Origin of the sequence: Duganella sp. Root1480D1, assembly GCF_001427305.1 — a bacterium.
GTDB lineage: Bacteria > Pseudomonadota > Gammaproteobacteria > Burkholderiales > Burkholderiaceae_D > Rugamonas.
In genome coordinates, this window is sequence record NZ_LMFZ01000005.1 from 170,306 (window position 1) to 190,427 (window position 20,122).

A 20,122-nucleotide genomic window follows, 5' to 3' on the forward strand; every position below is an offset into this window, starting at 1 on the left:
GCAATGCACAAAAACTGCTTGACTTTGATTCCTGAACCCGGATAATTGCATTTGTTGCGTTGCACAATGCGTTGTTTTCCGTTGTAGAAACATCAAGTTTCAACGACTAATTCACTTATTTGGAGAGTCCAATGTTTGCGATTCCTGAGCAGTTTTCCAATGCCACCAAGGCAAACTTCGAAAGCCAATTTGCACTCTTTTCTTCGCTGACCAACAAAGCCTTCGAAGGCGTTGAGAAGTTCGTAGACCTGAACATCACCGCTGCCAAGGCATCGCTGGAAGAATCGTCGGTCGCCACCAAGCAGTTGCTGGCTGCCAAGGACCCGCAAGAGTTCTTCACGCTGACCGCTGCCCAGGCCCAGCCAGTTGCCGAGAAAGCCATCGCCTACGGCCGTCACCTGGCATCGATCGCTTCCGGCACCGGCGCTGAGTTCAGCAAGGCCGCCGAGTCGCAAATCGCTGAGACCAACCGCAAGGTGATCTCCCTGGTTGACGAGGTGAGCAAGAACGCCCCAGCCGGCAGCGAAAGCGCTGTTGCCCTGTTCAAGTCCGCCCTGAACAACGCCAACGCTGGCTACGAGCAGTTCACCAAGAGCGCCAAGGCTGCTGCCGAAACCTTCGAAGCCAACGTGAACGCCGCTGTGAACCAGTTCACCGCCGCTGCCGCCAACGGCAAGAAGCAGTAATTGATTTCCCCGCCGGCCCCCGTGGCCGGCTGCAACGCTGTACGCAGGTCTCCTCGGCATCCGTGGTTTCCTCTCAGCGGGTGTCCTTCCCGAGCCCCGGCAAGTCCGGGGCTTTTTTTGCGGCCAAGTTTACATTTCATCTAAAACGAGATAATCTGTCTTAATGATGAATCGAACTCCCGAGCAGCAGCACCTGCTGGACCAGATGAAGCATGTCGCCGAAGGGCTGGGCCGCACGCTTGCACCTTTCACTGAAGTGGTGCTGCATGACTTGCTTGATCCTGGCCATGCCGTCCTGGCGATCCACAACAACCTGTCGGGCCGCGCCATCGGCGAGCCGGCGACGGAGCTGGGGTTGGCGCGGATTGCCGACCCAGCCTTCCCGCAAGTGCTGGCCAATTATCCAAACACCTTCCCTGACGGCCGCCCGGCAAAAAGCACCTCAGTTGGCATCAAGGACAGCGAGGGCCACTACATCGCCGCGTTGTGCATGAATGTGGACTTGAACCTGTTCCGCAGCCTGCAAGCCATGCTGGGCCAGTTCAGCAATGTCGACCCGGCCGCCGCAGTGATCGAGTCGCTCGCCCCCGCAGCAGGCGCCGACGCGATCCGCGCGCATATCGAACGATTCGCCGCCAGGCTCTCCACCACGCCGCGCGCACTGAAAGCGGATGATCGCCGTGCCCTGCTGCGCGAACTGGGCGACGCCGGTTTGCTGGAGATGCGGCGCTCGATGGAGACCATTGCCGCCCACCTGGGCGTATCGCGCGCCACGGTCTACAACTATGCAAAATAACGACGCCCGCCTGTTGATACTGGACCGCGACGCCGTCGCCGCCCTGCTGCAGCCGGACAACGTGCGTGCCGCCGTGCGCGAGGCCTTCGCGCTGCATGCCGCGCGTGCTGCGCGCGTCTTCCCGCTGGTACGGGAAGAACTGCCGGGCAGCGCTGTCTTCGGCATCAAGTCGGGCGACGTTCCGTCGCAGGAACTGCTCGGCTTTAAGGCCGCGGGCTTCTGGCCCGCGAACCGCGAAGCCGGCGGCGACGCGCACCAGGCGACCATCATGCTGATCGACCCGCGCACCGGGCGCCCGCTGTGCATCGCCGACGGCAACGCGGTCACCACGGCACGCACCGCTGCCGCCGGTGCGCTCGGGATTGAACTCCTGGCACGCGCCGATAGCGAGCAGCTATGCGTGTTCGGAACCGGCGTGCAGGCGCGCGGGCACGTGGACTATGCGCTGCATGCCCTGCCCTCGCTCAAGCGCCTGCGATATATAACTTCCGACGGCCGCCACGCGCCTGAATTCGAAGCGCTGTTCGCCGGCCGCTGCGAAGTAGCGCCGGCAGGCGGCGCGCGCACTGCGGCTGCCGATGCGGCAGTTGCAGCGTCGGACGTGATCATTACAGCGACTCCCGGCCACAGCATGTTGTTCAGCGCAGATGCGGTGCGCGCCGGGACACACGTCAATGCCGTCGGCGCCGACACGCAAGGCAAGCGCGAGCTGCCGGCCGGCTTGCTGGAGCGCGCCCGCGTGTGGGCCGACGACCTGCCGCAAGCGCGCCACATCGGCGAGCTGCAATGGGCCGGCGAACTGCCTGCAGCGGAACTTGGCCAATTGCTTGCAGGCGCGGGCACTGCACCGCGCTCGGCCGGCGACATCACGATTTTTGACATGACGGGCATCGCCCTGCAAGACCTCACCACGGTGCGCATGCTGTACCAGCGCGCCCTCGCCAACAACATCGGCCAGGACATCGCCTGGCCCTGGTAAGGAAGGAGAACCATGAGCATCACATACGAAGACGTCGTCGCAGCAGCCGGCCGCATCGAAGGCCATGCCCACCGCACGCCAGTACTGACCTCCCGCACCGCCAACGACGAACTGGGCGCGGAGATTTTCTTCAAGGCCGAGAACATGCAGCGCATGGGCGCCTTCAAGTTCCGCGGCGCCTTCAATGCCCTCTCGCGCTTCAACGAAGAGCAGCGCAAGGCCGGCGTCGTCGCTTTCTCGTCCGGCAACCACGCGCAAGCGATTGCGCTGTCGGCAAAGCTGCTGGGTATTCCGGCCACCATCATCATGCCGGAAGATGCGCCGGCATCGAAGATCGCCGCCACGCGCGGCTACGGCGGCAACGTAGTGACGTATGACCGCTACAAGGAAGACCGCGAAGCCATCGGCCGCAAGCTCGCTGAAGAAAATGGCATGACCTTGATCCCGCCTTACGACCACGCTGACGTGATTGCTGGCCAGGGTACTGCGGCGAAGGAGCTGTTCGAAGAAGTAGGCGAGCTGGATTACTTCTTCGTCTGCCTGGGCGGCGGCGGCTTGCTGTCGGGTTCCACGCTGGCGACGCGCGCATTGTCGCCGAAGTGCAAGCTGTATGGGGTGGAGCCGGAAGCCGGCAACGACGGCCAACAATCGTTCCGCAGCGGTTCGATCGTGCATATCGATACCCCGAAGACCATCGCCGACGGCGCGCAGACGCAGCACCTTGGCTCGCTGACCTTCCCGATCATCCAGCGCGAAGTGGAAGACATCCTGACCGTCAGCGATGCGGAACTGGTGGATGCAATGCGCTTCTTCGCCGCGCGCATGAAGATCGTGGTGGAGCCGACCGGCTGCCTGGGTTTTGCTGCCGCACGCAAGATGAAGGAAGAATTACGCGGCAAGCGCGTCGGCGTGTTGATCAGCGGCGGCAACGTCGACATCGAGCGCTTTGCCGCCCTGCTCTCCTAAACGGCCGAGCCCGTGTCCCACCGTGGGGTCTGAACCCACGGTGGGACACGGGCTCGGCAGTATTACTCGCCCAGGTAGGCGGCCTTGACGCGCGGGTCGTGCAGCATGTCTTCGGCGTTGCCGGTCATGGTGACCGCGCCGGATTCCATCACGTAGCCGCGGTTGGCCGCTTGCAGCGCCAGCTTGGCGTTCTGCTCCACCAGCAGGATGGTGATGCCTTGCCGGTGCACGTCGCGGATCACTTCGAAAATCTTCTCGACCATGATCGGCGACAGCCCCATCGAAGGCTCGTCCAGCAGCAGCAAATGCGGGTGGCACATCAGCGCGCGCGCCATCGCCAGCATCTGCTGCTCGCCGCCGGACAGGGTGCCGGCCAGTTGCGCAGCGCGCTCCTTCAAGCGCGGGAATACACTGAACCATTTCTCGATATCGGCTGCAATCGCGGCCTTGTCGTTCATGGTGTAGGCGCCCATCATCAGGTTTTCGGTGATGGTCATGCGGGTAAACACGCCGCGCCCTTCCGGCACCATGGCCAGCTTCTTCTCCACCAGGTGGAAGGACTGCGAGCCTTTCAGCGATTGGCCCATATAGGATACGGTGCCCTCCACTTTGCATGGCGGCAGGGTGCCGGTGATGGCCTTCAGCGTGGTGGTCTTGCCGGCGCCATTGGCACCGATCAGCGTTACCAGTTCGCCTTGATTGACTTCCAGGTCGATGCCTTTGACTGCCTTGATGCCGCCGTAGGCGACCTTCAGGCCCGAAACTTTCAGAACATTGGCGCCCATCAGTGCGCTCCTCCCAGATAGGCTTCAATCACTGCTTTATTGCTTTGAATCTCGGCTGGCAAGCCTTCGGCAATCAGCTTGCCGTATTCCAGCACGCTGATGCGGTCGCACAGGCCCATCATCAGCTTCACGTCGTGCTCGATCAGCAGCACCGTCTTGCCTTCGTCCTTGATCTTGACCAGCAGCTCGCGCAGCGCCAGCTTCTCGGTCGCGTTCATGCCGGCAGCCGGTTCATCCAGCGCCAGCAGTTGCGGATCGGTGGCCAGTGCGCGGGCGATTTCCAGGCGGCGCTGGTCGCCATACGACAGGTACTTGGACGTGCGGCCGGCGAACTGGCCGATGCCGACGAAGTCCAGCAGTTCCTGCGCGCGCTTGCGGATCGCCGCTTCTTCCTCACGCGCTGCCTTGTGGCGGAAGATTGCGCCGAACACGCCCTGGTGCGAGCGCACGTGGCGGCCCACCATCACGTTTTCCAGCGCGGTCATTTCGCCGAACAGGCGGATGTTCTGGAAGGTGCGGGCAATGCCGGCCTTGGCCACCGCGTGAGGGGCCGACGGCGAATAAGGCTTGCCGGCCAGTTCGAAGGTGCCGGTATCGGGCTGGTACAAGCCGGTGATCACGTTGAAGAAGGTGGTCTTGCCGGCGCCGTTCGGGCCGATCAAGCCGTAGATCTGGCCCTTGTTGATCTTGATGCGCACGTCGGTCAACGCCTGCAGGCCGCCGAAGCGTTTATTGACGCCTTCGATATTCAGGATTACTTGTTCGCTCATCTCTACTAACCTCATGCTGCCATTACGCCGGTCGACTGGCCTTTGGAGTCCGAGTCGGCATCGGGACGCTCTTCATGCTTGGGCGAAGGCCACAGGCCCGCAGGACGGCTTAGCATGGTCCCTACCAGCGCGGTGCCGAACAAGCCCTGGCGCAGGACTTCCGCTTCAAGGATCACCTGGCCGAACAGCTTTTGCTGCAACGGCTCTACGGTATGACGCAGGATTTCAGGCAGCGCCGCCAACAATACCCCGCCAAGCACGACACCGGGGATATGTCCAATGCCGCCCACCACGACCATCGCCAGCACCACGATCGATTCCATCAGGGAGAACGACTCAGGCGACACGAAACCCTGGAACGAGGCGAACATCGCGCCCGACACGCCGCCGAAAGTCGCGCCCATCGAGAATGCCAGCAACTTCACGTTGCGGGTATTGATGCCCATTGCCTTGGCCGCAATTTCGTCTTCGCGGATCGCCACCCAGGCGCGTCCCAGGCGGGAGTGCTGCAGGCGCGAAGTGACGAATACGGTCGCGATGGTCAGCAACAGGAACAGGAAATAGTAGGCGTTCACGGAAGGCATGGAGAAGCTGCCAATGAACACGGTGGCGCGCGATCCGGGTTCGCCGGCCAGGTTCACGCCAAACACGCGAATCGGGTCGATCATATTGATGCCCTGCGGACCGTTGGTGATATTGACCGGGTCGTTCAGGTTGTTCATGAAGATGCGGATGATCTCACCAAAACCCAGCGTCACAATGGCCAGGTAGTCGCCGCGCAGCTTGAGAGTCGGTGCGCCCAGGAGCGCACCAAATACCCCTGCCAGCGCGGCGGCCATGGGCACAATCACCCATACCGACAAGTGGATGCCATTGGTGCGGATATCCTCACCCAGCATGGATGCCAGCGCTTCGCCAACCGCGGGATTCATGTTGATGAGCGATTCCAGCACCGTCGCAAACTGCGGCGATGCCAGCAAGGCGGTCAGGTAAGCTCCGATCGCGTAGAACGCGATATAGCCCAGGTCCAGCAATCCGGCAAAGCCCACCACGATGTTCAAGCCGACGGCCAGCATGATGTACAGCAGCGCCATGTCCGCGATGCGCACCCACGAGTTGCCAAACGGGGCCGCGGCGAACGGGAAGATGACCAGCGCCGCCATCAGCAGCGCCATGCTGATGTAGGCCTGCTTGGGATTTTTTTGCATGTCGAATTTCAGCATTGTCTTCTCCTGGTCAGGCGCGGTCGGCCACACGTTCACCCATGATGCCGGACGGACGCACCGTCAGTACCAGGATCAGGACCACGAAGGCAAAGATGTCCTGGTAGTGCGAGCCGAGCAAGCCGCCAGTCCAGTCGCCAATGTAGCCGGCGCCCATGGATTCAATAATACCCAGCACGAGCCCGCCGATCATGGCGCCGTAGATATTGCCGATACCGCCCAGCACAGCGGCGCAAAACGCTTTCAGGCCAGGCATGAAGCCCATGGCGAAGCCGATGGATGCATAGTTGGCGCCCCACATGACGCCTGCAACGGCGGCCAGCGCCGCGCCGATGGCAAACGTCGACACAATCACGCGATTGGAATCGACGCCCATCAAGCCCGCTACCCGCGGATTTTCAGCGACGGCACGCATGGCGCGTCCCATCCGGGTCTTTTCGACCAGCATGACCAGGCCAAACATCGACACGGCGGCCAGCACCAGCAGCAAGACCTGGGTCACGGTGATGACGGCGCCGCTGATCATGATCGGTTCGGTTGGCAGCAGCTGCGGGAATGGCAGGGGATTGCGTCCCCAGTGCTTCATCGCGAAGGTTTGCAGCAGGATGGAAACGCCAATGGCGGTAATCAAGGGAGCGAGGCGCGGCGCATTGCGCAGGCGGCGATACGCGACACGCTCGATCAGGATGTTCACGATCATGCAGGCCGGGATGGCGCCGATAATGGCGATGCCCAATTGCAGATAGCCCGGCAAGCCCGGCGCGTATACGCCCAACAAATTCAGGATGGAGAGGCCGATCATCGCGCCAATCATCAGCACGTCGCCGTGGGCGAAGTTAATCAGGTTCAGCACGCCGTACACCATCGTATAACCGAGGGCGACCAGCGCATACATACTGCCCAGCACCAGGCCGTTAAGAATTTGTTGGATAAAAGTATCCATCGAGTATGCCCTTAAGAACTATAAAAAACGGCACCCAAGGTTGCCCTCGTGGTGCCGCCGTTTGGAAGCGTTCGCCATAATAGCGAGGTTTCCGGAAAACTAATCGTGGAAAATCCACGTTTTACCAAATTATTACTGGACGTCGTTGTTTTTTCCGCCATCCAGGCCTTTGGGCAGCGGGAAAGTCACCGCCTCCTCCACGCCTTCCAGGGTTCGCACGCTCTTTGCGCCCAGTTCTTTCAAGCGGTTGATGACCGCGTCGACCAGCACTTCCGGCGCCGAGGCACCGGCAGTAACGCCCACACGCAGCTTGCCTTCCAGCCAGGCCGGATTGATCTGGGAAGCGTTGTCCACCATATAGGCCGGGGTGCCCTTCTTCTGCGCCACTTCGCGCAGGCGGTTCGAATTGGAGCTGTTTGGCGAACCGACGACAATCACGACTTCCACCTGCGGCGCCATGAATTTCACGGCTTCCTGGCGGTTGGTGGTGGCGTAGCAGATGTCGCCTTTTTTCGGCTCAATAATATTCGGGTATTTTGCCTTCAGGGCTTCGATGATTTGTGCCGTATCATCCACGGAAAGCGTCGTTTGCGACACATAGGCCACCTGGTCCGGATTCTTGACCTGCAGGCCGGCCACATCCTCCACCGTTTCGACCAGGTACATGCCCTCGTCGGTCTGGCCCATGGTGCCCTCGACTTCGGGGTGGCCGTCATGGCCGATCATGATGATCTCGCAGCCCTGCTTGCGCATTTTGGCCACTTCCACGTGGACCTTGGTCACCAGCGGGCAGGTGGCGTCGAAGATCGACAGGCCGCGCGCTTCCGCTTCGGCACGCACGGCTTTCGACACACCATGAGCGGAGAACACCAGGGTGTTGCCGGCCGGGACATCGTCCAGTTCTTCGATGAAGATGGCGCCCTTGGCGCGCAGGTCTTCCACCACATAGGCGTTGTGCACGATTTCGTGGCGCACGTAGATCGGCGCACCGAACTGCTGCAGCGCGCGCTCGACGATCTCGATGGCACGGTCAACACCGGCGCAGAAGCCGCGCGGCTGGGCGAGGAGGATTTCTTTGTCCATGTTCTTTTACAGCACAGAGATAAGGTTCACTTCAAACTTCACCGGCTGGCCGGCCAGCGGGTGGTTGAAGTCGAAGATGGCAACATCGTCGCGCAGTTCGCGCAGCACGCCTGCGAAGCGGCCGCCATTTGGCGCGTTGAAGTCGACCAGGTCGCCGACCTTGTATTCATTGTCCGGATCGGAGTTTTCATCCAGGGTCGCACGCGTCACGGCCTGCACCAGGTCCGGGTTGCGCGGGCCGAAGGCTTCGCCCGGCGCCAGTTCGAACACCTTGTGCGTGCCTTCCGGCAGGCCGATCAGCAGCGCTTCCAGGTTCGGCGCCAACTGGCCCTGGCCCAGCATCAAGGTGGCTGGATTGCCTTCGAAGGTGGAAACGATATTGGTGCCATCCATGGAGGCGAGACGGTATTGCAGGGTGAGGTAAGCCGAAGCGGTGACAACGTTAGACATGGAAACAACTCTGGTGACGGGCAAACCTCTATTGTAAGCCATCGGGCTGCGCACGGCGCGGCGGTCGGTCCTTGACCTGAGCAAAACCTGACCCAGCGCAAATGGCGCTCCCCTGCCGGGCCAGATAATGGGCGACGGAGGTGACTATGGCAATTTCAGACTGGCCCGAACAGCTGCGCCCACGCGAGCGATTGTTAAAAGCGGGGCCGCAAGCCCTGTCCGACGCCGAACTGCTGGCAATCTTCCTGCGGGTAGGCATTCCCGGCAAGGACGCCGTCGCGCTGGCGACCGACCTGCTGGGGCGTTTCGGCTCCCTGCGCACCCTGATCCATGCCAGCCGCGCCGATTTCACGGCGCTGCCGGGGCTGGGCGCCGCCAAGTATGCCCAGCTCCAGGCCGTTATCGAACTGGCACGCCGCGCGATTGCGGAGGAAATGACGGCAGGCGAAGAGCTCTCTTCGCCGCACGCGGTGAAGGACTTCCTGCGCCTGTCATTGGCCGGGCAGCCTTATGAATCCTTCCATGTCCTGTTCCTGGATGTGAAAAACCGGCTGATCGAAGCATGCGAATTGTTTCGCGGCACGCTCACCCATACCAGCGTTTATCCGCGTGAAGTGGTGCGCGAGGCGCTGGCGCGCAATGCCGCCGCCGTCATGCTGGCCCATAACCACCCGTCCGGATCGCCTGCGCCAAGCGAGTCGGATGTGCTACTGACAAGGGCGTTGGTCCAGGCCCTGGCCCTGGTGGATATACGGATCCTGGACCATTTTGTGGTGGCAGGACACCAGGTGCATTCCTTCGCGGAACATGGTCAAATCTAATTGTTAAATTCCGATTTTAACTGTGACACAATTGTTTTTCGCAAGTGCTTGAAAATCTTGGGAAATTTCCATATACTCTTGTTTTTCCAATTTCGGAAGTAATTCAAGGAGTGTGCCATGGCACGTGTTTGCCAAGTAACTGGGAAGAAGCCGATGGTCGGCAACAATGTTTCCCACGCAAACAACAAAACCAAGCGTCGTTTCCTGCCAAACCTGCAGAACCGTCGTATTTTTGTTGAATCTGAAAACCGCTGGGTCTCCCTGCGTCTGTCTAACGCCGGTCTGCGCGTGATCGACAAGGTCGGCATCGACGCCGTCCTGGCCGACATGCGTGCACGTGGCGAGAAAGTTTAATAGGGAGCTGAATCATGGCAAAAACTGGCCGCGACAAGATCAAGCTGGAATCGACCGCTGGTACTGGTCACTTCTACACCACGACCAAAAACAAGCGCACCATGCCTTCCAAAATGGAAATCATGAAGTTCGATCCTAAAGCACGCAAGCACGTGATGTACAAGGAAACCAAGATCAAGTAATCGATCTCGGTTCGAACAAAAAACCGCCCCCCGGGGCGGTTTTTTTATTGGCAGCCGCCTTCCGTCTGCAGTTGCAGGCGTTTGCCCGCGTGGATGGCCTTCACCTTACCGTCTTGCATCATGTAGCGGATGGCCAGCTCACGGTCGCCCGTTTCCACCATCAGCCAGTCGGCATGTTCACGATGCGGCTTTACCGCGTCGCCATATACGCGCAGCAGCTTGGATGCAGGATCGCCAATGCGCACGCCACGTTCCGTGCTGTAGCCCCCGTTGACATCCACCCGCACCACCACCTTCTTGATAAAGGTCACTTCCAGGCTCGGAAAGCGCTTCGAGCGCACCACACGGCAGGTTTTGTCGTCACGGTATACCGTTTCTTCGCCCAGTCCGCCAAAAGTCTTGCCCAGGTTCTCATAGCGGGCACCAACCTTGTATGGTCCCAGCCCTTCCGGTTTGATGACCCAGCTCGCCGCCTGTGCCCCGCCCGCCAGCAGCATAGCCGCAAGTCCTAACCACAATTTCACAATCGCCCCCAAAAGATTTTATTGATTCATGGCAACAGCATACTCTTGATCTGAAAGCGACGCCACACCGTAGCAACGGCATCCCGTGCTGAAGCATCGACATCCAACAAGGATCGATTTACAAACCAGCGCAAAAACACTATCTTTCCGCCATAAAAATAATTGCATTCCTCGCCTCGAGCTTATTCGCCCTGCCCTCCTTTGCACAAGCTACCCTGGTGCGTCCAGGCTACGTCGCCAGCCAATGCCGGAAACCCATATGGCCGCGGCGCGATATGGAGCTGGAACATGAAGGCGGTGTCCAGGTAGCCGTCAAGGTCGGCGCCGACGGCAAAGTCATCAAGACGGCCGTCCAACTCTCTTCCGGCTTTCCAAATCTCGACGACGCCGCAGAGGCCGGGCTAAAGAATTGCATCTTCAAGCCCGGCACCGTCAATCAACAAGCTGCCGCCATGTGGACGACGGTCTTTTATTCTTGGACGGCATCGGAATCCGGCGCTTTGGGCAATGAGTGGCGAAAAATATTGCGCACGGCGGAAGAAGGCAATGCGGCAGCCCTGTACATGTTCGCCATGCTGCAGCTTGGTGTGAAGGAAACCAGGGAGAACGGCATGAAAATGCTGAAACTGGTCGCCGATGCGGGCTTCCCCATGGCGGAATATGAACTCGCCCGGCACTATGAGGGAGGCGAGTGCACGAAGGGCGACCAGGAAGCAGCCGAGCAATGGTATGCCAAGGCACTAAGCCATGGCGACCCGCTGGCACGCGAACGGGCCCGGCTGCTTCAAAACGCAGCCAACGACACCCCATAAAAAAAACGGCCCTGCATGCAGGGCCGTTCCTTTAATGGCAGCGCCGTTTAAGCGTAGCTGCGCAGGCGCATCGAGAATTCTTGCAGGGACTTGATGCCCGACGCTTCCGCGCGCTCGCACCAGTCTTGCAGTTTTTGCACCAGCTCATCGCGCGAGAAGTGCGAACGCTCCCACAGCATGCCCAGTTCCACGCGCATATTGTGCATGGTTTCCAGAGCCTTCGAGTGCTGGAACAGCTCCACCAGCTGCTGCTTCTGCGGGGCTTCCAGCTTGGCCGGCTCGCGCTGCAGCAGCTTGCGCGAGGATTTCGGGAAACGTGCATTGAGCTGCGACTTGTCCTTCAGCTGCTCCAATTCTTCTTTCCATGCGTGCTTGACGGATTTGGCGTACTTGGCCATCACGTCATAGCGGTTAGCGATTACCGATTGCAGGGTTTCGAAGTCGGCCTTCACCTTGGCGGTGTCGAACTTAGGCTTCGGCGGCATCTTCTTCACTTTGGCCATGCCGATCATTTCCATGGCGCGGATATAGCCCCAGCCGATATCGAACTCATACCACTTGGACGACAGCTTGGCCGAAGTCGCATAGGTATGGTGGTTGTTGTGCAGTTCTTCGCCGCCGATGATGATGCCCCAAGGGATGATGTTGGTCGCCGCATCGGAGCAGTCGTAGTTGCGGTAGCCCCACCAGTGGCCAATGCCATTGATGATGCCGGCGGCGGTCACAGGGATCCACAGCATCTGCACGGCCCACACGGTGATGCCCTTGGCGCCGAACAGGATGAAGTCGATGATCAGCATCAGTGCCACGCCCTGCCAGCTGAATTTGCTGTACAGGTTCTTTTCGATCCAGTCGTCAGGGGTGCCATGGCCGTACTTTTCCATGGTTTCCTTGTTCCTGGATTCAGCGCGGTACAGCTCCGCGCCTTGCCAGAACACAGTCTTGATGCCCTTGGTTACCGGGCTATGCGGATCTTCTTCGGTATCGCACTTGGCGTGGTGCTTGCGGTGGATGGCAGCCCATTCCTTGGTCACCTGGCCGGTGGTCATCCACAGCCAGAAACGGAAGAAGTGCGAAGGGATCGCGTGCAGTTCCAGCGCACGGTGCGCCTGGTGGCGATGCAGGAAGATCGTCACGCTGGCGATGGTGATATGGGTCAGGATCAGCGTGACGCCAACCGTCGCCCAGGCACTGAGGCCGGTCACGCCATTGCTGATGAAATCGAGAACTGCGCTTAAATCCATTACAACTCCATTTGAGGTACTCCGAATAGGCGCAATTGTACGCGCATTCGTAGGTGATTTGAGGAAGGTTTTCCCGTAGGCACTGATTATTTTTTAGGCAGACTGCTCCGGCAGAGGGCCCAGCAGGCGAATCTCGCGTTGCGGGAACGGTACAGAAATTCCGTGTTCTTTCAAGGACTTCCAGATTGCCCGATTGACATCCGAGGTCACGCCGCCGCGGCCATTTTCCGGATCCTGGATCCAGAACGCCAGTGCCAGCTCCAGGCCATCGGCGCCGAACGCCTGCAGCATGCCGGATGGCCCTTTGTCGCGCAGCACGCGCGGAACGGTCAGTGCGGCGTCCTCCATCAGCTTGAGCACGAAGTCCACGTCGCTCTCGTAGCCGACCGTCACGCGCGTGACGATCACCACCGCTGGATTGGTCAGCGAAGAGTTCTGCACCGCGCCGGAGACCAGCATTTCGTTCGGCACGATGGATTCCACACCATCGGTCCCCTGCAGCACGGTATAGCGGGTGTTGATCTGCGTGACCTGGCCACTGTATTTGTCGACGGTGATCACGTTGCCGATGGTCAGGCTGCGGTCCAGCAGGATGATGAAGCCGGATACGTAATTACTGGCGATCTTCTGCAAACCGAGACCGAGGCCGACACCCAGCGCACCGCCAAACACGGACAGCACGGTCAGGTCGATGCCCACCAGCGACAGGCTGACCAGCACCGCCACCAGGATCAGCACCGCGCGCCCCATGCGCGCGATCACCACGCGCAGGTTGGAATGCATGGTGTGCAGGTTCATCAAGCGCTCTTCGAGCGCCGCACCAGCCCACATGGCCAGCAACAACAATACCACCACCGACACTGCCGCCTGCAGGACGGTGGCGATCGACACCTTGTGCTTGCCGAGCGGGATCAGCGTGTCATCGAGGAAATCGAAGATCTCCTGGTAAAAGCCGGTGATATACAGCACGAAGGCCAGCCACACCAGGAGCTGGAAGGCCTTCTCGAAATTCTGCATGCCCTCGCCCACCACGCCGCCACGCGCGAACACGCGGCGCAGCAGGTAGAAGCCGAAGCGGATCACGGCCAGGGAACTGAAAATCGGCAGTGCCAGGTTGAACAGGTTGGTGTGCAGGTGGAAGCGGCCCAGCAGCTTTTGCGAAGCCCACAACAGCACCACGACGGCCAGCGGGCCCACCACGCGACCGAAACTCTCCACGCCAAACCGCGCCACGTCAGTGCTGGCAGTACGCGCCTTCACGCCGCGCCACAGGAAGCGCGACAAGGTCCAGCCCAGCAAGACGGACAGAACGATCGCGCCCGCCTGCCACATCAGGCTCGGATCGCGCAGATCACCCAGAAGATCATTCAGCAAATTCGCCAACGGCATCGTTCGACTTACTCCTTATGGTTCAGCCCGTGTCACACCATGGGGTCACACCCCAAGTGTGACACGGGCTGGGCTGTTACTCTTCGTCTGCCTTGGCCGGCTTGGCCATCGGCTTGCGTTCGAAGACGGCGGCGAAGAAGCCGTCGGTCTGGTGCTTGTGCGGCAGCAGCTTGAGGTAGTCGCCCATCTCGAGGTTGGCGATCTTCTGCTCGGCCAGCACTTGGGACATCGGCACCAGCTCGAAATCCGGATGGGTTTCGATGAACTGCTTGGCAACGGCGTCGTTCTCTTCTTCCAGCAGCGAGCAGGTGGCGTACACCAGGCGGCCGCCGCCTTTGACCAGGCGCGCTGCGCCGTCCAGGATCGAGACCTGCTTCTCGTGCATCTCGCCGATCGCGCTTTCATCCTGGCGCCATTTCACGTCCGGGTTGCGGCGCAACGTGCCCATGCCGGAGCACGGCGCATCGACCAGCACGCGGTCGATCTTGCCTGCCAGGCGCTTGACCTTGGCGTCCCTTTCGTGCGCGATGGCGACCGGGTGCACGTTCGACAGGCCGGAGCGCGCCAGGCGCGGCTTCAGCTTCGACAAGCGCTTTTCGGATACGTCGAAAGCATACAGGCGGCCGGTATTGCGCATCTGCGCGCCCAGTGCCAGCGTCTTGCCGCCGGCGCCGGCGCAGAAGTCCACCACCATTTCACCGCGCTTGGCGCCGAGGATCTGGGCCAGCAACTGGCTGCCTTCGTCCTGCACTTCAATCGCGCCGGATTTGAACAGCGGCAGGTTTTGCAGCGCTGGCTTCTTCTTCAGGCGCAGGCCCAACGGCGCGAACGGCGTCGGCTCGGCTACGATCGGCGCGGTAGCCAGTTCGGCCACCACAGCGTCGCGGTCGGTCTTCATGGCGTTGACGCGCAGGTCCAGCGGCGCCGGAGCGTTCAGCGCATCGGCCAGGGCCAGGGTTTCGTCTTCGCCGTACTGGGCGACCAGTTTGTCGAACAGCCATTTCGGCATATTCGCGCGCATCGATTTGTGCAGCAGCGAACGGTCGATTTCGAGCTGGCGTTTCAGCCATTCGGATTCTTCTTCCGACAGGCCCGGCAGCGCATCGATGCCGACTGCATCGGCCATGCCCAGCAGAACCAGGCGGCGCATGGTGGCGCCACCGGCGCCGGCTTCGGCGCGGTCGGTGAAGAAGGCCTTGTTACGCAACACGGCGTACACCGATTCAGCAATGGCGCCGCGCTCGCGGCCGCCCAGCTTCGGGTGCGATTTGAAGAAGTGCGACAGGGTGGTGTCGGCCGGCGCGGTGAAGCGCATGATTTCACGCAGCACGTTTTCGGCGCTGGTCAGGACGTATGGTGGCAAACGCATGATGTTCTTTCTCTTTATTCAGTTGCGGTCAATATTGACCTTGCCATCTTCGACCCTCAAACGGCCTTCGACGAACCAGCGGATAGCACGCGGGTACATGACCCATTCCTGTTCCAGCACGCGCGCCGCCAGCACCTCGGCGGTATCGCCCGGCAGGACAGGCACGGAGACCTGGTCCACCAGCGGGCCATGGTCCAGCTCCGCGGTCACGAAGTGGACAGTGGCGCCATGCGTGGCCTGGCCCGATGCCAGCGCCTGCTCGTGCGTGTGCAGTCCTGGAAACAGCGGCAGCAGCGATGGGTGGATATTCAGCATGCGGTTTTCGTAGTGGCTGACAAAGCCCGGCGTCAGGATGCGCATGAAACCGGCCAACACCACAAGGTCGGGGTTGAAGCCGTCAATGACTTCCTGCAGCGCAGCATCGAATGCTTCGCGGCTAGGGTAATCCTTGTTGCTGACTACTGCGGTCGGGATGCCGTGTGCGGCCGCGAATTCGAGGCCTTTGGCGTCCGCCTTATTGCTGATGACGGCGGCGATGCGTGCCGGCCATTGTTCGGCCTGGGCTGCACGGACCACCGCTTCCATATTGCTTCCGCGTCCGGAAATGAGGATGACGATGTTTTTCATGGCCGCCATTGTACCTGCTCAGGCGAGCCAAGGCGACATTATGCTGCTGCGCAGCATTCTATGCAAGAGGGGAATGAAGTCTACTCGAACGAGTAAAAGACGCGGAACGGTACTTTCTTTTCGGCCCAGAAATCAGCCGCATCGCGGAACACATCCAGCAGGCACTCGCGTGCTTCACGGTCAAACTTTTGCGTATTCGGCAATTGCTCGAGCACGGTCAGGAAGCCGTTCTGCTCGCCTGCCTTGGCCATGGTTTCGGTCAGGGTTTCGCGCAGGGCGTCGAAATTCTTGGCGTGGGGCTTCGGGATATGGAAAGACTCGGCAATAATACCCAGGACTTGCTGCTTGGTCAGGCCGGCATGGCAATGTGCATACAAGAAATGCTGCCCCAGGCGCGCTGCCTCGTCCTGCAGCTCTGCCACGCGGAAAGCGCGAATAGACTGGACTAAATTAGGCGGCACAGTTATCAACAAACTCATCTTTCCCTCAAATCGACCTATCAAGTACGAGCCGTAGGCGGGTCAATGCGCCGGGGCCGGAGCTTTCGTTTCTCCCTGTCAATCTGATTCCACGCCATAAGGGTAACGTGTTGTACTCTATGAATCAACCCGAAAGTGAGTCCTAACGCAAGTTTTGTTAAAAACTTACCATATTAACCCAAAAGCATGGGGTTACATTTTGTTGCCTTACTTCCCCCATGGATACAAGCCATGGCGTTACTATTTAGGCGTGCAATTCCAATTCAACCAAAGCGAACTGCCCAAAAGACAGAAACGAGGTAAACAAAATGAACGCCAAAACTAAATTGTTTTTCGCAGCACTGAGCCTCGGCACACTGCCGCTGGCGCAGGCACAAGCCACTGATTTTGAGGACTACGGCCGTGTGACCCGCGTCACGCCGGTGACCGAACAGATCAACCGTCCACGCCAGGAATGCCGTACCGAATATGTCCAGGTGCAGCAGCCGCAGGAACGCGGCGTCGGCGGCAGCATCCTGGGCGGTATCCTGGGTGCGGCAGTCGGTAGCCAGGTCGGTTCCGGCCACGGCAAAACCGCGGCCACTGCGGCCGGCGCAATTGCCGGCGCCGTGATCGGCGACCGCACGCAAAACTCCAATGCGCAGTCAGGCGCCGTACAGGAACAGGCCGTGAAGCAGTGCCGCATGGTCGACGCTTATGAAACCCGCACCACCGGCTATAACGTGGAGTACGATTACCGCGGCCGCACATATACCAATTTCATGAGCTACGACCCGGGCCAGCGGATTCGCCTGCGCGTCAATGTCGAACCGATGAATAATTAAGTCCCGGGCCATCTTTCAACCCGGACTGCCGGCCAGCAATGGCCGGCAGTTTTCATTTGTACGCTTGCTTGCGAGCAAGATAACGCGGGATAATGCCGCCATGCTGATTAAACGTAAATCCATCGAAAAAGAAGAGTCTTCGCGCCCCGCCACGCGAAAGCCCAAGTATGCACCGGTCACGCTTTCCGAGCTGGACGGCGTGCGCTACCTGCATTTCGGCACCGAATGGGTGCAAGGCGCCATGCGCATCCGCAAACCGGACTGGCCGGAACTCGAGTACGCTCAGCAAATGATGGCCTGGATGCTGTGGAACGCCGCGCCTGGCCACGTTGCCCAACTGGGCCTGGGCACCGGCGCGCTGACCAAGTTCTGCTACAAGCATTTCCCGCAAGCGCAAGTCACCACGGTGGAGCTGAACCCGTCGGTGATCAGCATCGGCTATTCCATGTTCAAGCTGCCCGACAACGACGGCCGCCTCAACGTGGTCGAAATGGATGCGATGGATTACGTCACCAATCCGGACCATCACGGCACGCTGGACGCGCTGCAGGTCGACCTGTACGACGCCACCGCACGCGGCCCGGTGCTCGACACCCCGGAGTTCTACCAGGCTTGCGCCGCCTGCCTGAATGACGATGGCATCATGACCGTCAACCTGTTCGGCGACCATCCAAGCTACGCCAAGAACCTGAAGGCGATGAAGTTCGCCTTCCCGCAAGTGGTGTCGCTACCGGAGGTCCACGATGGCAACGTGGTGGCAATCGCCTTCAAAACCCGCCGCAATATCGACGTGGCAGCGCTGGCCGAACGCGCCGCGCAAATCGTCGCCGAAACTAAACTGCCCGCAAAGTCCTGGCTCAAAGGACTGAAAGCCGCACTCGCATAAGGTCACACATGGCAAAAGCACTCGATCTTCAAATTATCTTCACCTGGCTGCTGGCTGATGGAATGGTCGAGAAAGCCGAGGTCAAAGGACTTTACGCTCAGGCGCAAGGCATCTTGCGCAATACCCCCGGCGCCATGCATCCCCTGAGTGCCGTGGCGCACTGCAAGCTGATGTCGGCCAAGAGCGGCAAGCTGCTGACGCTGGACGTGCTGACCGAATGGCTGGCGCAGCGCGCCAAGCTGCCCTTCTATCGCATCGATCCGCTGAAGATCGACTTCACCAAGGTGGCGGACGTGATGTCGGCCAGCTATGCGGCACGCTTCAACATCCTGCCGGTGGAAATCACGCCGGACACGCTGACCGTGGCCACCGCCGATCCGTTCGCGCTGGAATGGGAAGCGGAAATCGCCAAGGTCGCGCGCCGCGTCATCAAGCGCGTGATCTCGAATCCTCTCGATATCTCGCAATACACCTCGCAATTCTTCTCGCTGGCCAAGTCGATCAAGCACGCCAACAAGAACACCGGCCAGGACGTCGCACTGCGCAACAACTTCGAGCAGCTCGTCGAACTCGGCAAGATGAACAAGACGGTCGACGCCAACGACCAGCACGTGATCAACATCGTCGACTGGCTGTGGCAGTACGCCTTCGAACAGCGCGCATCGGATATCCACCTGGAGCCGAAGCGCGACCTCGGCACCATCCGCTTCCGTATCGACGGCGTGCTGCACCAGGTGTACCAGGTGCCGGCCGTGGTGATGATCGCGATGACCGCCCGTATCAAGCTGCTGGGCCGCATGGACGTGATCGAGAAGCGCCGCCCGCAGGACGGCCGCATCAAGACCCGTACCGCCGGCGGCCAGGAGATCGAATTGCGTCTCTCGACCCTGCCGACCGCCTTCGGCGAAAAGCTGGTGATGCGTATTTTCGATCCGGAAGTGGTGGTGAAGACCTTGCCGGAACTGGGTTTCCCGGTCGACGACGCCAAGCGCTGGGATGCGCTGACCAACCGCCCGCACGGCATCATCCTGGTCACCGGCCCGACCGGCTCGGGCAAGACCACCACGCTGTACACGACGCTGAAAACGCTGGCGACGCCGGAGGTCAACGTCTGTACGGTGGAGGACCCGATCGAGATGGTGGAAGCATCCTTCAACCAGATGCAGGTGCAGCCAGGCATCGACCTCACCTTCGCTGACGGCGTGCGCGCCCTGATGCGGCAGGACCCGGACATCATCATGGTCGGCGAGATCCGCGACCTGGAGACGGCGGAGATGGCGATCCAGGCCGCGCTGACCGGCCACCTTGTGCTGTCCACCCTGCACACCAACGACGCGCCATCTGCCGTGATGCGCTTGCTGGAACTGGGCGTGCCCTATTACATGCTGGAAGCGACCCTGATCGGCATCATGGCGCAACGCCTGGTGCGCACGCTGTGCGTGGACTGCAAGGAAGCGGGAGGCGAACTGGCCGACGATATCTGGCAAGGCCTGAGCGGCGGCTGGGATATCGCCAAGCCCGAGAAAGTGTATCGCCCGGTCGGCTGCCCGGAATGCCGCCAGACCGGCTTCCGCGGCCGTACCGGCATCTACGAGCTGCTCACCACCAGTGAATCCTTCAACTCCATGCTGGAAGCAGAAACCGACATTACCGCCTTGCGCAAGCAAGCGGTATCAGAGGGCATGATCCCGCTGCGCATCGCCGGCGCCTTCAAGGTGACTGAAGGCGTGACTACAGCGGAAGAAGTGCTCAAAGTGACTGCCATGGGGTGACGGCAGAAAAAGGGGCTTTGCAAACGCCAAAATCCTCGTATATAATACGGCCTCTTTCGGGTCGTTAGCTCAGTTGGTAGAGCAGCGGACTTTTAATCCGTTGGTCGCAGGTTCGAGCCCCGCACGGCCTACCAGAATGAACAGGAAAGCCTCGTCTT

General features: G+C 60.5%; 23 protein-coding genes and 1 tRNA gene. 12 read left to right on the forward strand and 12 right to left on the reverse strand.

Features of this window, described 5'->3' with window-relative positions:
• Positions 1 to 131: 131 nt before the first annotated feature.
• From phaP to ASD58_RS07655, 4 genes are all read left to right on the forward strand, one after another.
• On the forward strand, positions 132 to 686 hold the full coding sequence (phaP, locus tag ASD58_RS07640; RefSeq protein WP_057260497.1) for a TIGR01841 family phasin: 555 nt from the start codon (positions 132 to 134) through the stop codon (positions 684 to 686).
• A 163-nt stretch (positions 687 to 849) separates the two neighbouring features.
• Positions 850 to 1,482: a transcriptional regulator gene (locus ASD58_RS07645; protein ID WP_057260498.1), complete on the forward strand. Its 633-nt coding sequence runs from the start codon at positions 850 to 852 to the stop codon at positions 1,480 to 1,482.
• On the forward strand, positions 1,472 to 2,461 hold the full coding sequence (locus tag ASD58_RS07650) for an ornithine cyclodeaminase family protein (RefSeq protein WP_057260499.1): 990 nt from the start codon (positions 1,472 to 1,474) through the stop codon (positions 2,459 to 2,461). Before ASD58_RS07645 ends, ASD58_RS07650 begins: the two co-directional genes overlap by 11 nt.
• Before the next feature lie 12 nt (positions 2,462 to 2,473).
• Positions 2,474 to 3,427 (forward strand): threo-3-hydroxy-L-aspartate ammonia-lyase, encoded by a 954-nt coding sequence (locus ASD58_RS07655; RefSeq protein WP_057260500.1) that lies wholly within the window; start codon positions 2,474 to 2,476, stop codon positions 3,425 to 3,427.
• Positions 3,428 to 3,489: 62 nt separating this feature from the next.
• Here the strand turns inward: ASD58_RS07655 and ASD58_RS07660 are convergent, their stop codons facing one another.
• The 6 genes from ASD58_RS07660 to ASD58_RS07685 all read right to left on the reverse strand — a co-directional run bounded on the left by ASD58_RS07660 (position 3,490) and on the right by ASD58_RS07685 (position 8,681).
• Entirely contained in the window at positions 3,490 to 4,212 is a 723-nt protein-coding gene (locus tag ASD58_RS07660) for an ABC transporter ATP-binding protein (protein ID WP_057260501.1), read from the reverse strand.
• Positions 4,212 to 4,982 carry an ABC transporter ATP-binding protein gene (locus ASD58_RS07665; protein WP_057260502.1) on the reverse strand — a complete coding sequence of 257 codons (771 nt, stop codon included), beginning with the start codon at positions 4,980 to 4,982 and terminating at the stop codon, positions 4,212 to 4,214. The genes ASD58_RS07660 and ASD58_RS07665 overlap by 1 nt, the downstream gene beginning before the upstream one ends.
• Positions 4,983 to 4,993: 11 nt before the next feature.
• Entirely contained in the window at positions 4,994 to 6,205 is a 1,212-nt protein-coding gene (locus ASD58_RS07670) for an ABC transporter ATP-binding protein (protein WP_057260503.1), read from the reverse strand.
• Between the two features lie 13 nt (positions 6,206 to 6,218).
• Positions 6,219 to 7,148 carry a branched-chain amino acid ABC transporter permease gene (locus ASD58_RS07675; RefSeq protein WP_057260504.1) on the reverse strand — a complete coding sequence of 310 codons (930 nt, stop codon included), beginning with the start codon at positions 7,146 to 7,148 and terminating at the stop codon, positions 6,219 to 6,221.
• A gap of 132 nt (positions 7,149 to 7,280) precedes the next feature.
• Positions 7,281 to 8,231 (reverse strand): 4-hydroxy-3-methylbut-2-enyl diphosphate reductase, encoded by a 951-nt coding sequence (gene ispH / locus ASD58_RS07680; RefSeq protein WP_057260505.1) that lies wholly within the window; start codon positions 8,229 to 8,231, stop codon positions 7,281 to 7,283.
• 6 nt (positions 8,232 to 8,237) lie between these two features.
• On the reverse strand, positions 8,238 to 8,681 hold the full coding sequence (locus tag ASD58_RS07685) for a peptidylprolyl isomerase (RefSeq protein ID WP_057260507.1): 444 nt from the start codon (positions 8,679 to 8,681) through the stop codon (positions 8,238 to 8,240).
• A 146-nt stretch (positions 8,682 to 8,827) separates the two neighbouring features.
• Between ASD58_RS07685 and radC the strand changes: the two genes are divergently transcribed.
• The 3 genes from radC (at position 8,828) to rpmG (ending at position 10,038) form a co-directional block, all read left to right on the forward strand.
• Entirely contained in the window at positions 8,828 to 9,502 is a 675-nt protein-coding gene (radC, locus tag ASD58_RS07690) for a DNA repair protein RadC (RefSeq protein WP_057260508.1), read from the forward strand.
• Positions 9,503 to 9,619: 117 nt separating this feature from the next.
• A complete protein-coding gene (gene rpmB / locus ASD58_RS07695; protein WP_008451488.1) occupies positions 9,620 to 9,856 on the forward strand; it encodes a 50S ribosomal protein L28 in 237 nt (78 codons plus the stop codon).
• An 11-nt stretch (positions 9,857 to 9,867) separates the two neighbouring features.
• Positions 9,868 to 10,038: a 50S ribosomal protein L33 gene (gene rpmG, locus ASD58_RS07700; RefSeq protein ID WP_028101815.1), complete on the forward strand. Its 171-nt coding sequence runs from the start codon at positions 9,868 to 9,870 to the stop codon at positions 10,036 to 10,038.
• Between the two features lie 44 nt (positions 10,039 to 10,082).
• On the opposite strand, the gene ASD58_RS07705 is transcribed toward rpmG, so the two are convergent.
• A complete protein-coding gene (locus ASD58_RS07705) occupies positions 10,083 to 10,562 on the reverse strand; it encodes a hypothetical protein (protein WP_156401191.1) in 480 nt (159 codons plus the stop codon).
• Between the two features lie 218 nt (positions 10,563 to 10,780).
• Between ASD58_RS07705 and ASD58_RS07710 the strand changes: the two genes are divergently transcribed.
• Entirely contained in the window at positions 10,781 to 11,374 is a 594-nt protein-coding gene (locus ASD58_RS07710; protein ID WP_255357320.1) for a TonB family protein, read from the forward strand.
• A gap of 47 nt (positions 11,375 to 11,421) precedes the next feature.
• On the opposite strand, the gene ASD58_RS07715 is transcribed toward ASD58_RS07710, so the two are convergent.
• The 5 genes from ASD58_RS07715 to ASD58_RS07735 all read right to left on the reverse strand — a co-directional run bounded on the left by ASD58_RS07715 (position 11,422) and on the right by ASD58_RS07735 (position 16,482).
• Positions 11,422 to 12,618, reverse strand: coding sequence for a fatty acid desaturase (locus tag ASD58_RS07715; protein ID WP_057260514.1), 1,197 nt, complete (start codon positions 12,616 to 12,618; stop codon positions 11,422 to 11,424).
• A gap of 93 nt (positions 12,619 to 12,711) precedes the next feature.
• A complete protein-coding gene (locus tag ASD58_RS07720) occupies positions 12,712 to 14,007 on the reverse strand; it encodes a mechanosensitive ion channel family protein (RefSeq protein WP_057260516.1) in 1,296 nt (431 codons plus the stop codon).
• Between the two features lie 76 nt (positions 14,008 to 14,083).
• Positions 14,084 to 15,376 carry an RsmB/NOP family class I SAM-dependent RNA methyltransferase gene (locus tag ASD58_RS07725; RefSeq protein WP_057260517.1) on the reverse strand — a complete coding sequence of 431 codons (1,293 nt, stop codon included), beginning with the start codon at positions 15,374 to 15,376 and terminating at the stop codon, positions 14,084 to 14,086.
• Positions 15,377 to 15,394: 18 nt separating this feature from the next.
• Positions 15,395 to 16,003 (reverse strand): phosphoribosylglycinamide formyltransferase, encoded by a 609-nt coding sequence (purN, locus tag ASD58_RS07730; protein WP_057260611.1) that lies wholly within the window; start codon positions 16,001 to 16,003, stop codon positions 15,395 to 15,397.
• Positions 16,004 to 16,083: 80 nt separating this feature from the next.
• Positions 16,084 to 16,482, reverse strand: coding sequence for a barstar family protein (locus tag ASD58_RS07735; protein ID WP_057260519.1), 399 nt, complete (start codon positions 16,480 to 16,482; stop codon positions 16,084 to 16,086).
• Positions 16,483 to 16,790: 308 nt separating this feature from the next.
• Between ASD58_RS07735 and ASD58_RS07740 the strand changes: the two genes are divergently transcribed.
• The 4 genes from ASD58_RS07740 (at position 16,791) to ASD58_RS07755 (ending at position 20,098) form a co-directional block, all read left to right on the forward strand.
• The gene (locus ASD58_RS07740; protein ID WP_057260521.1) at positions 16,791 to 17,306 is read left to right on the forward strand and encodes a glycine zipper 2TM domain-containing protein; all 516 of its coding nucleotides are present in this window, start codon (positions 16,791 to 16,793) and stop codon (positions 17,304 to 17,306) included.
• Between the two features lie 100 nt (positions 17,307 to 17,406).
• Positions 17,407 to 18,192 carry a spermidine synthase gene (locus tag ASD58_RS07745; RefSeq protein ID WP_057260523.1) on the forward strand — a complete coding sequence of 262 codons (786 nt, stop codon included), beginning with the start codon at positions 17,407 to 17,409 and terminating at the stop codon, positions 18,190 to 18,192.
• Between the two features lie 8 nt (positions 18,193 to 18,200).
• The gene (locus tag ASD58_RS07750) at positions 18,201 to 19,964 is read left to right on the forward strand and encodes a GspE/PulE family protein (RefSeq protein ID WP_057260525.1); all 1,764 of its coding nucleotides are present in this window, start codon (positions 18,201 to 18,203) and stop codon (positions 19,962 to 19,964) included.
• Positions 19,965 to 20,022: 58 nt separating this feature from the next.
• Positions 20,023 to 20,098 (forward strand) — tRNA-Lys (locus ASD58_RS07755).
• Positions 20,099 to 20,122: the final 24 nt, after the last annotated feature.

Coding starts and splice junctions, on each gene's coding strand:
- radC (WP_057260508.1), top strand. CDS start 8,828: ATGGCAATTTCAGACTGGCCCGAACAGCTGCGCCCACGCGAGCGATTG.
- purN (WP_057260611.1), bottom strand. CDS start 16,003: ATGAAAAACATCGTCATCCTCATTTCCGGACGCGGAAGCAATATGGAA.
- ASD58_RS07660 (WP_057260501.1), bottom strand. CDS start 4,212: ATGGGCGCCAATGTTCTGAAAGTTTCGGGCCTGAAGGTCGCCTACGGC.
- ASD58_RS07735 (WP_057260519.1), bottom strand. CDS start 16,482: ATGAGTTTGTTGATAACTGTGCCGCCTAATTTAGTCCAGTCTATTCGC.
- ASD58_RS07645 (WP_057260498.1), top strand. CDS start 850: ATGATGAATCGAACTCCCGAGCAGCAGCACCTGCTGGACCAGATGAAG.
- ASD58_RS07665 (WP_057260502.1), bottom strand. CDS start 4,982: ATGAGCGAACAAGTAATCCTGAATATCGAAGGCGTCAATAAACGCTTC.
- ASD58_RS07650 (WP_057260499.1), top strand. CDS start 1,472: ATGCAAAATAACGACGCCCGCCTGTTGATACTGGACCGCGACGCCGTC.
- ASD58_RS07720 (WP_057260516.1), bottom strand. CDS start 14,007: ATGCCGTTGGCGAATTTGCTGAATGATCTTCTGGGTGATCTGCGCGAT.
- ASD58_RS07725 (WP_057260517.1), bottom strand. CDS start 15,376: ATGCGTTTGCCACCATACGTCCTGACCAGCGCCGAAAACGTGCTGCGT.
- ASD58_RS07655 (WP_057260500.1), top strand. CDS start 2,474: ATGAGCATCACATACGAAGACGTCGTCGCAGCAGCCGGCCGCATCGAA.
- ASD58_RS07715 (WP_057260514.1), bottom strand. CDS start 12,618: ATGGATTTAAGCGCAGTTCTCGATTTCATCAGCAATGGCGTGACCGGC.
- ASD58_RS07740 (WP_057260521.1), top strand. CDS start 16,791: ATGAACGCCAAAACTAAATTGTTTTTCGCAGCACTGAGCCTCGGCACA.
- rpmB (WP_008451488.1), top strand. CDS start 9,620: ATGGCACGTGTTTGCCAAGTAACTGGGAAGAAGCCGATGGTCGGCAAC.
- ispH (WP_057260505.1), bottom strand. CDS start 8,231: ATGGACAAAGAAATCCTCCTCGCCCAGCCGCGCGGCTTCTGCGCCGGT.
- ASD58_RS07670 (WP_057260503.1), bottom strand. CDS start 6,205: ATGCTGAAATTCGACATGCAAAAAAATCCCAAGCAGGCCTACATCAGC.
- ASD58_RS07685 (WP_057260507.1), bottom strand. CDS start 8,681: ATGTCTAACGTTGTCACCGCTTCGGCTTACCTCACCCTGCAATACCGT.
- ASD58_RS07745 (WP_057260523.1), top strand. CDS start 17,407: ATGCTGATTAAACGTAAATCCATCGAAAAAGAAGAGTCTTCGCGCCCC.
- ASD58_RS07675 (WP_057260504.1), bottom strand. CDS start 7,148: ATGGATACTTTTATCCAACAAATTCTTAACGGCCTGGTGCTGGGCAGT.
- ASD58_RS07750 (WP_057260525.1), top strand. CDS start 18,201: ATGGCAAAAGCACTCGATCTTCAAATTATCTTCACCTGGCTGCTGGCT.
- phaP (WP_057260497.1), top strand. CDS start 132: ATGTTTGCGATTCCTGAGCAGTTTTCCAATGCCACCAAGGCAAACTTC.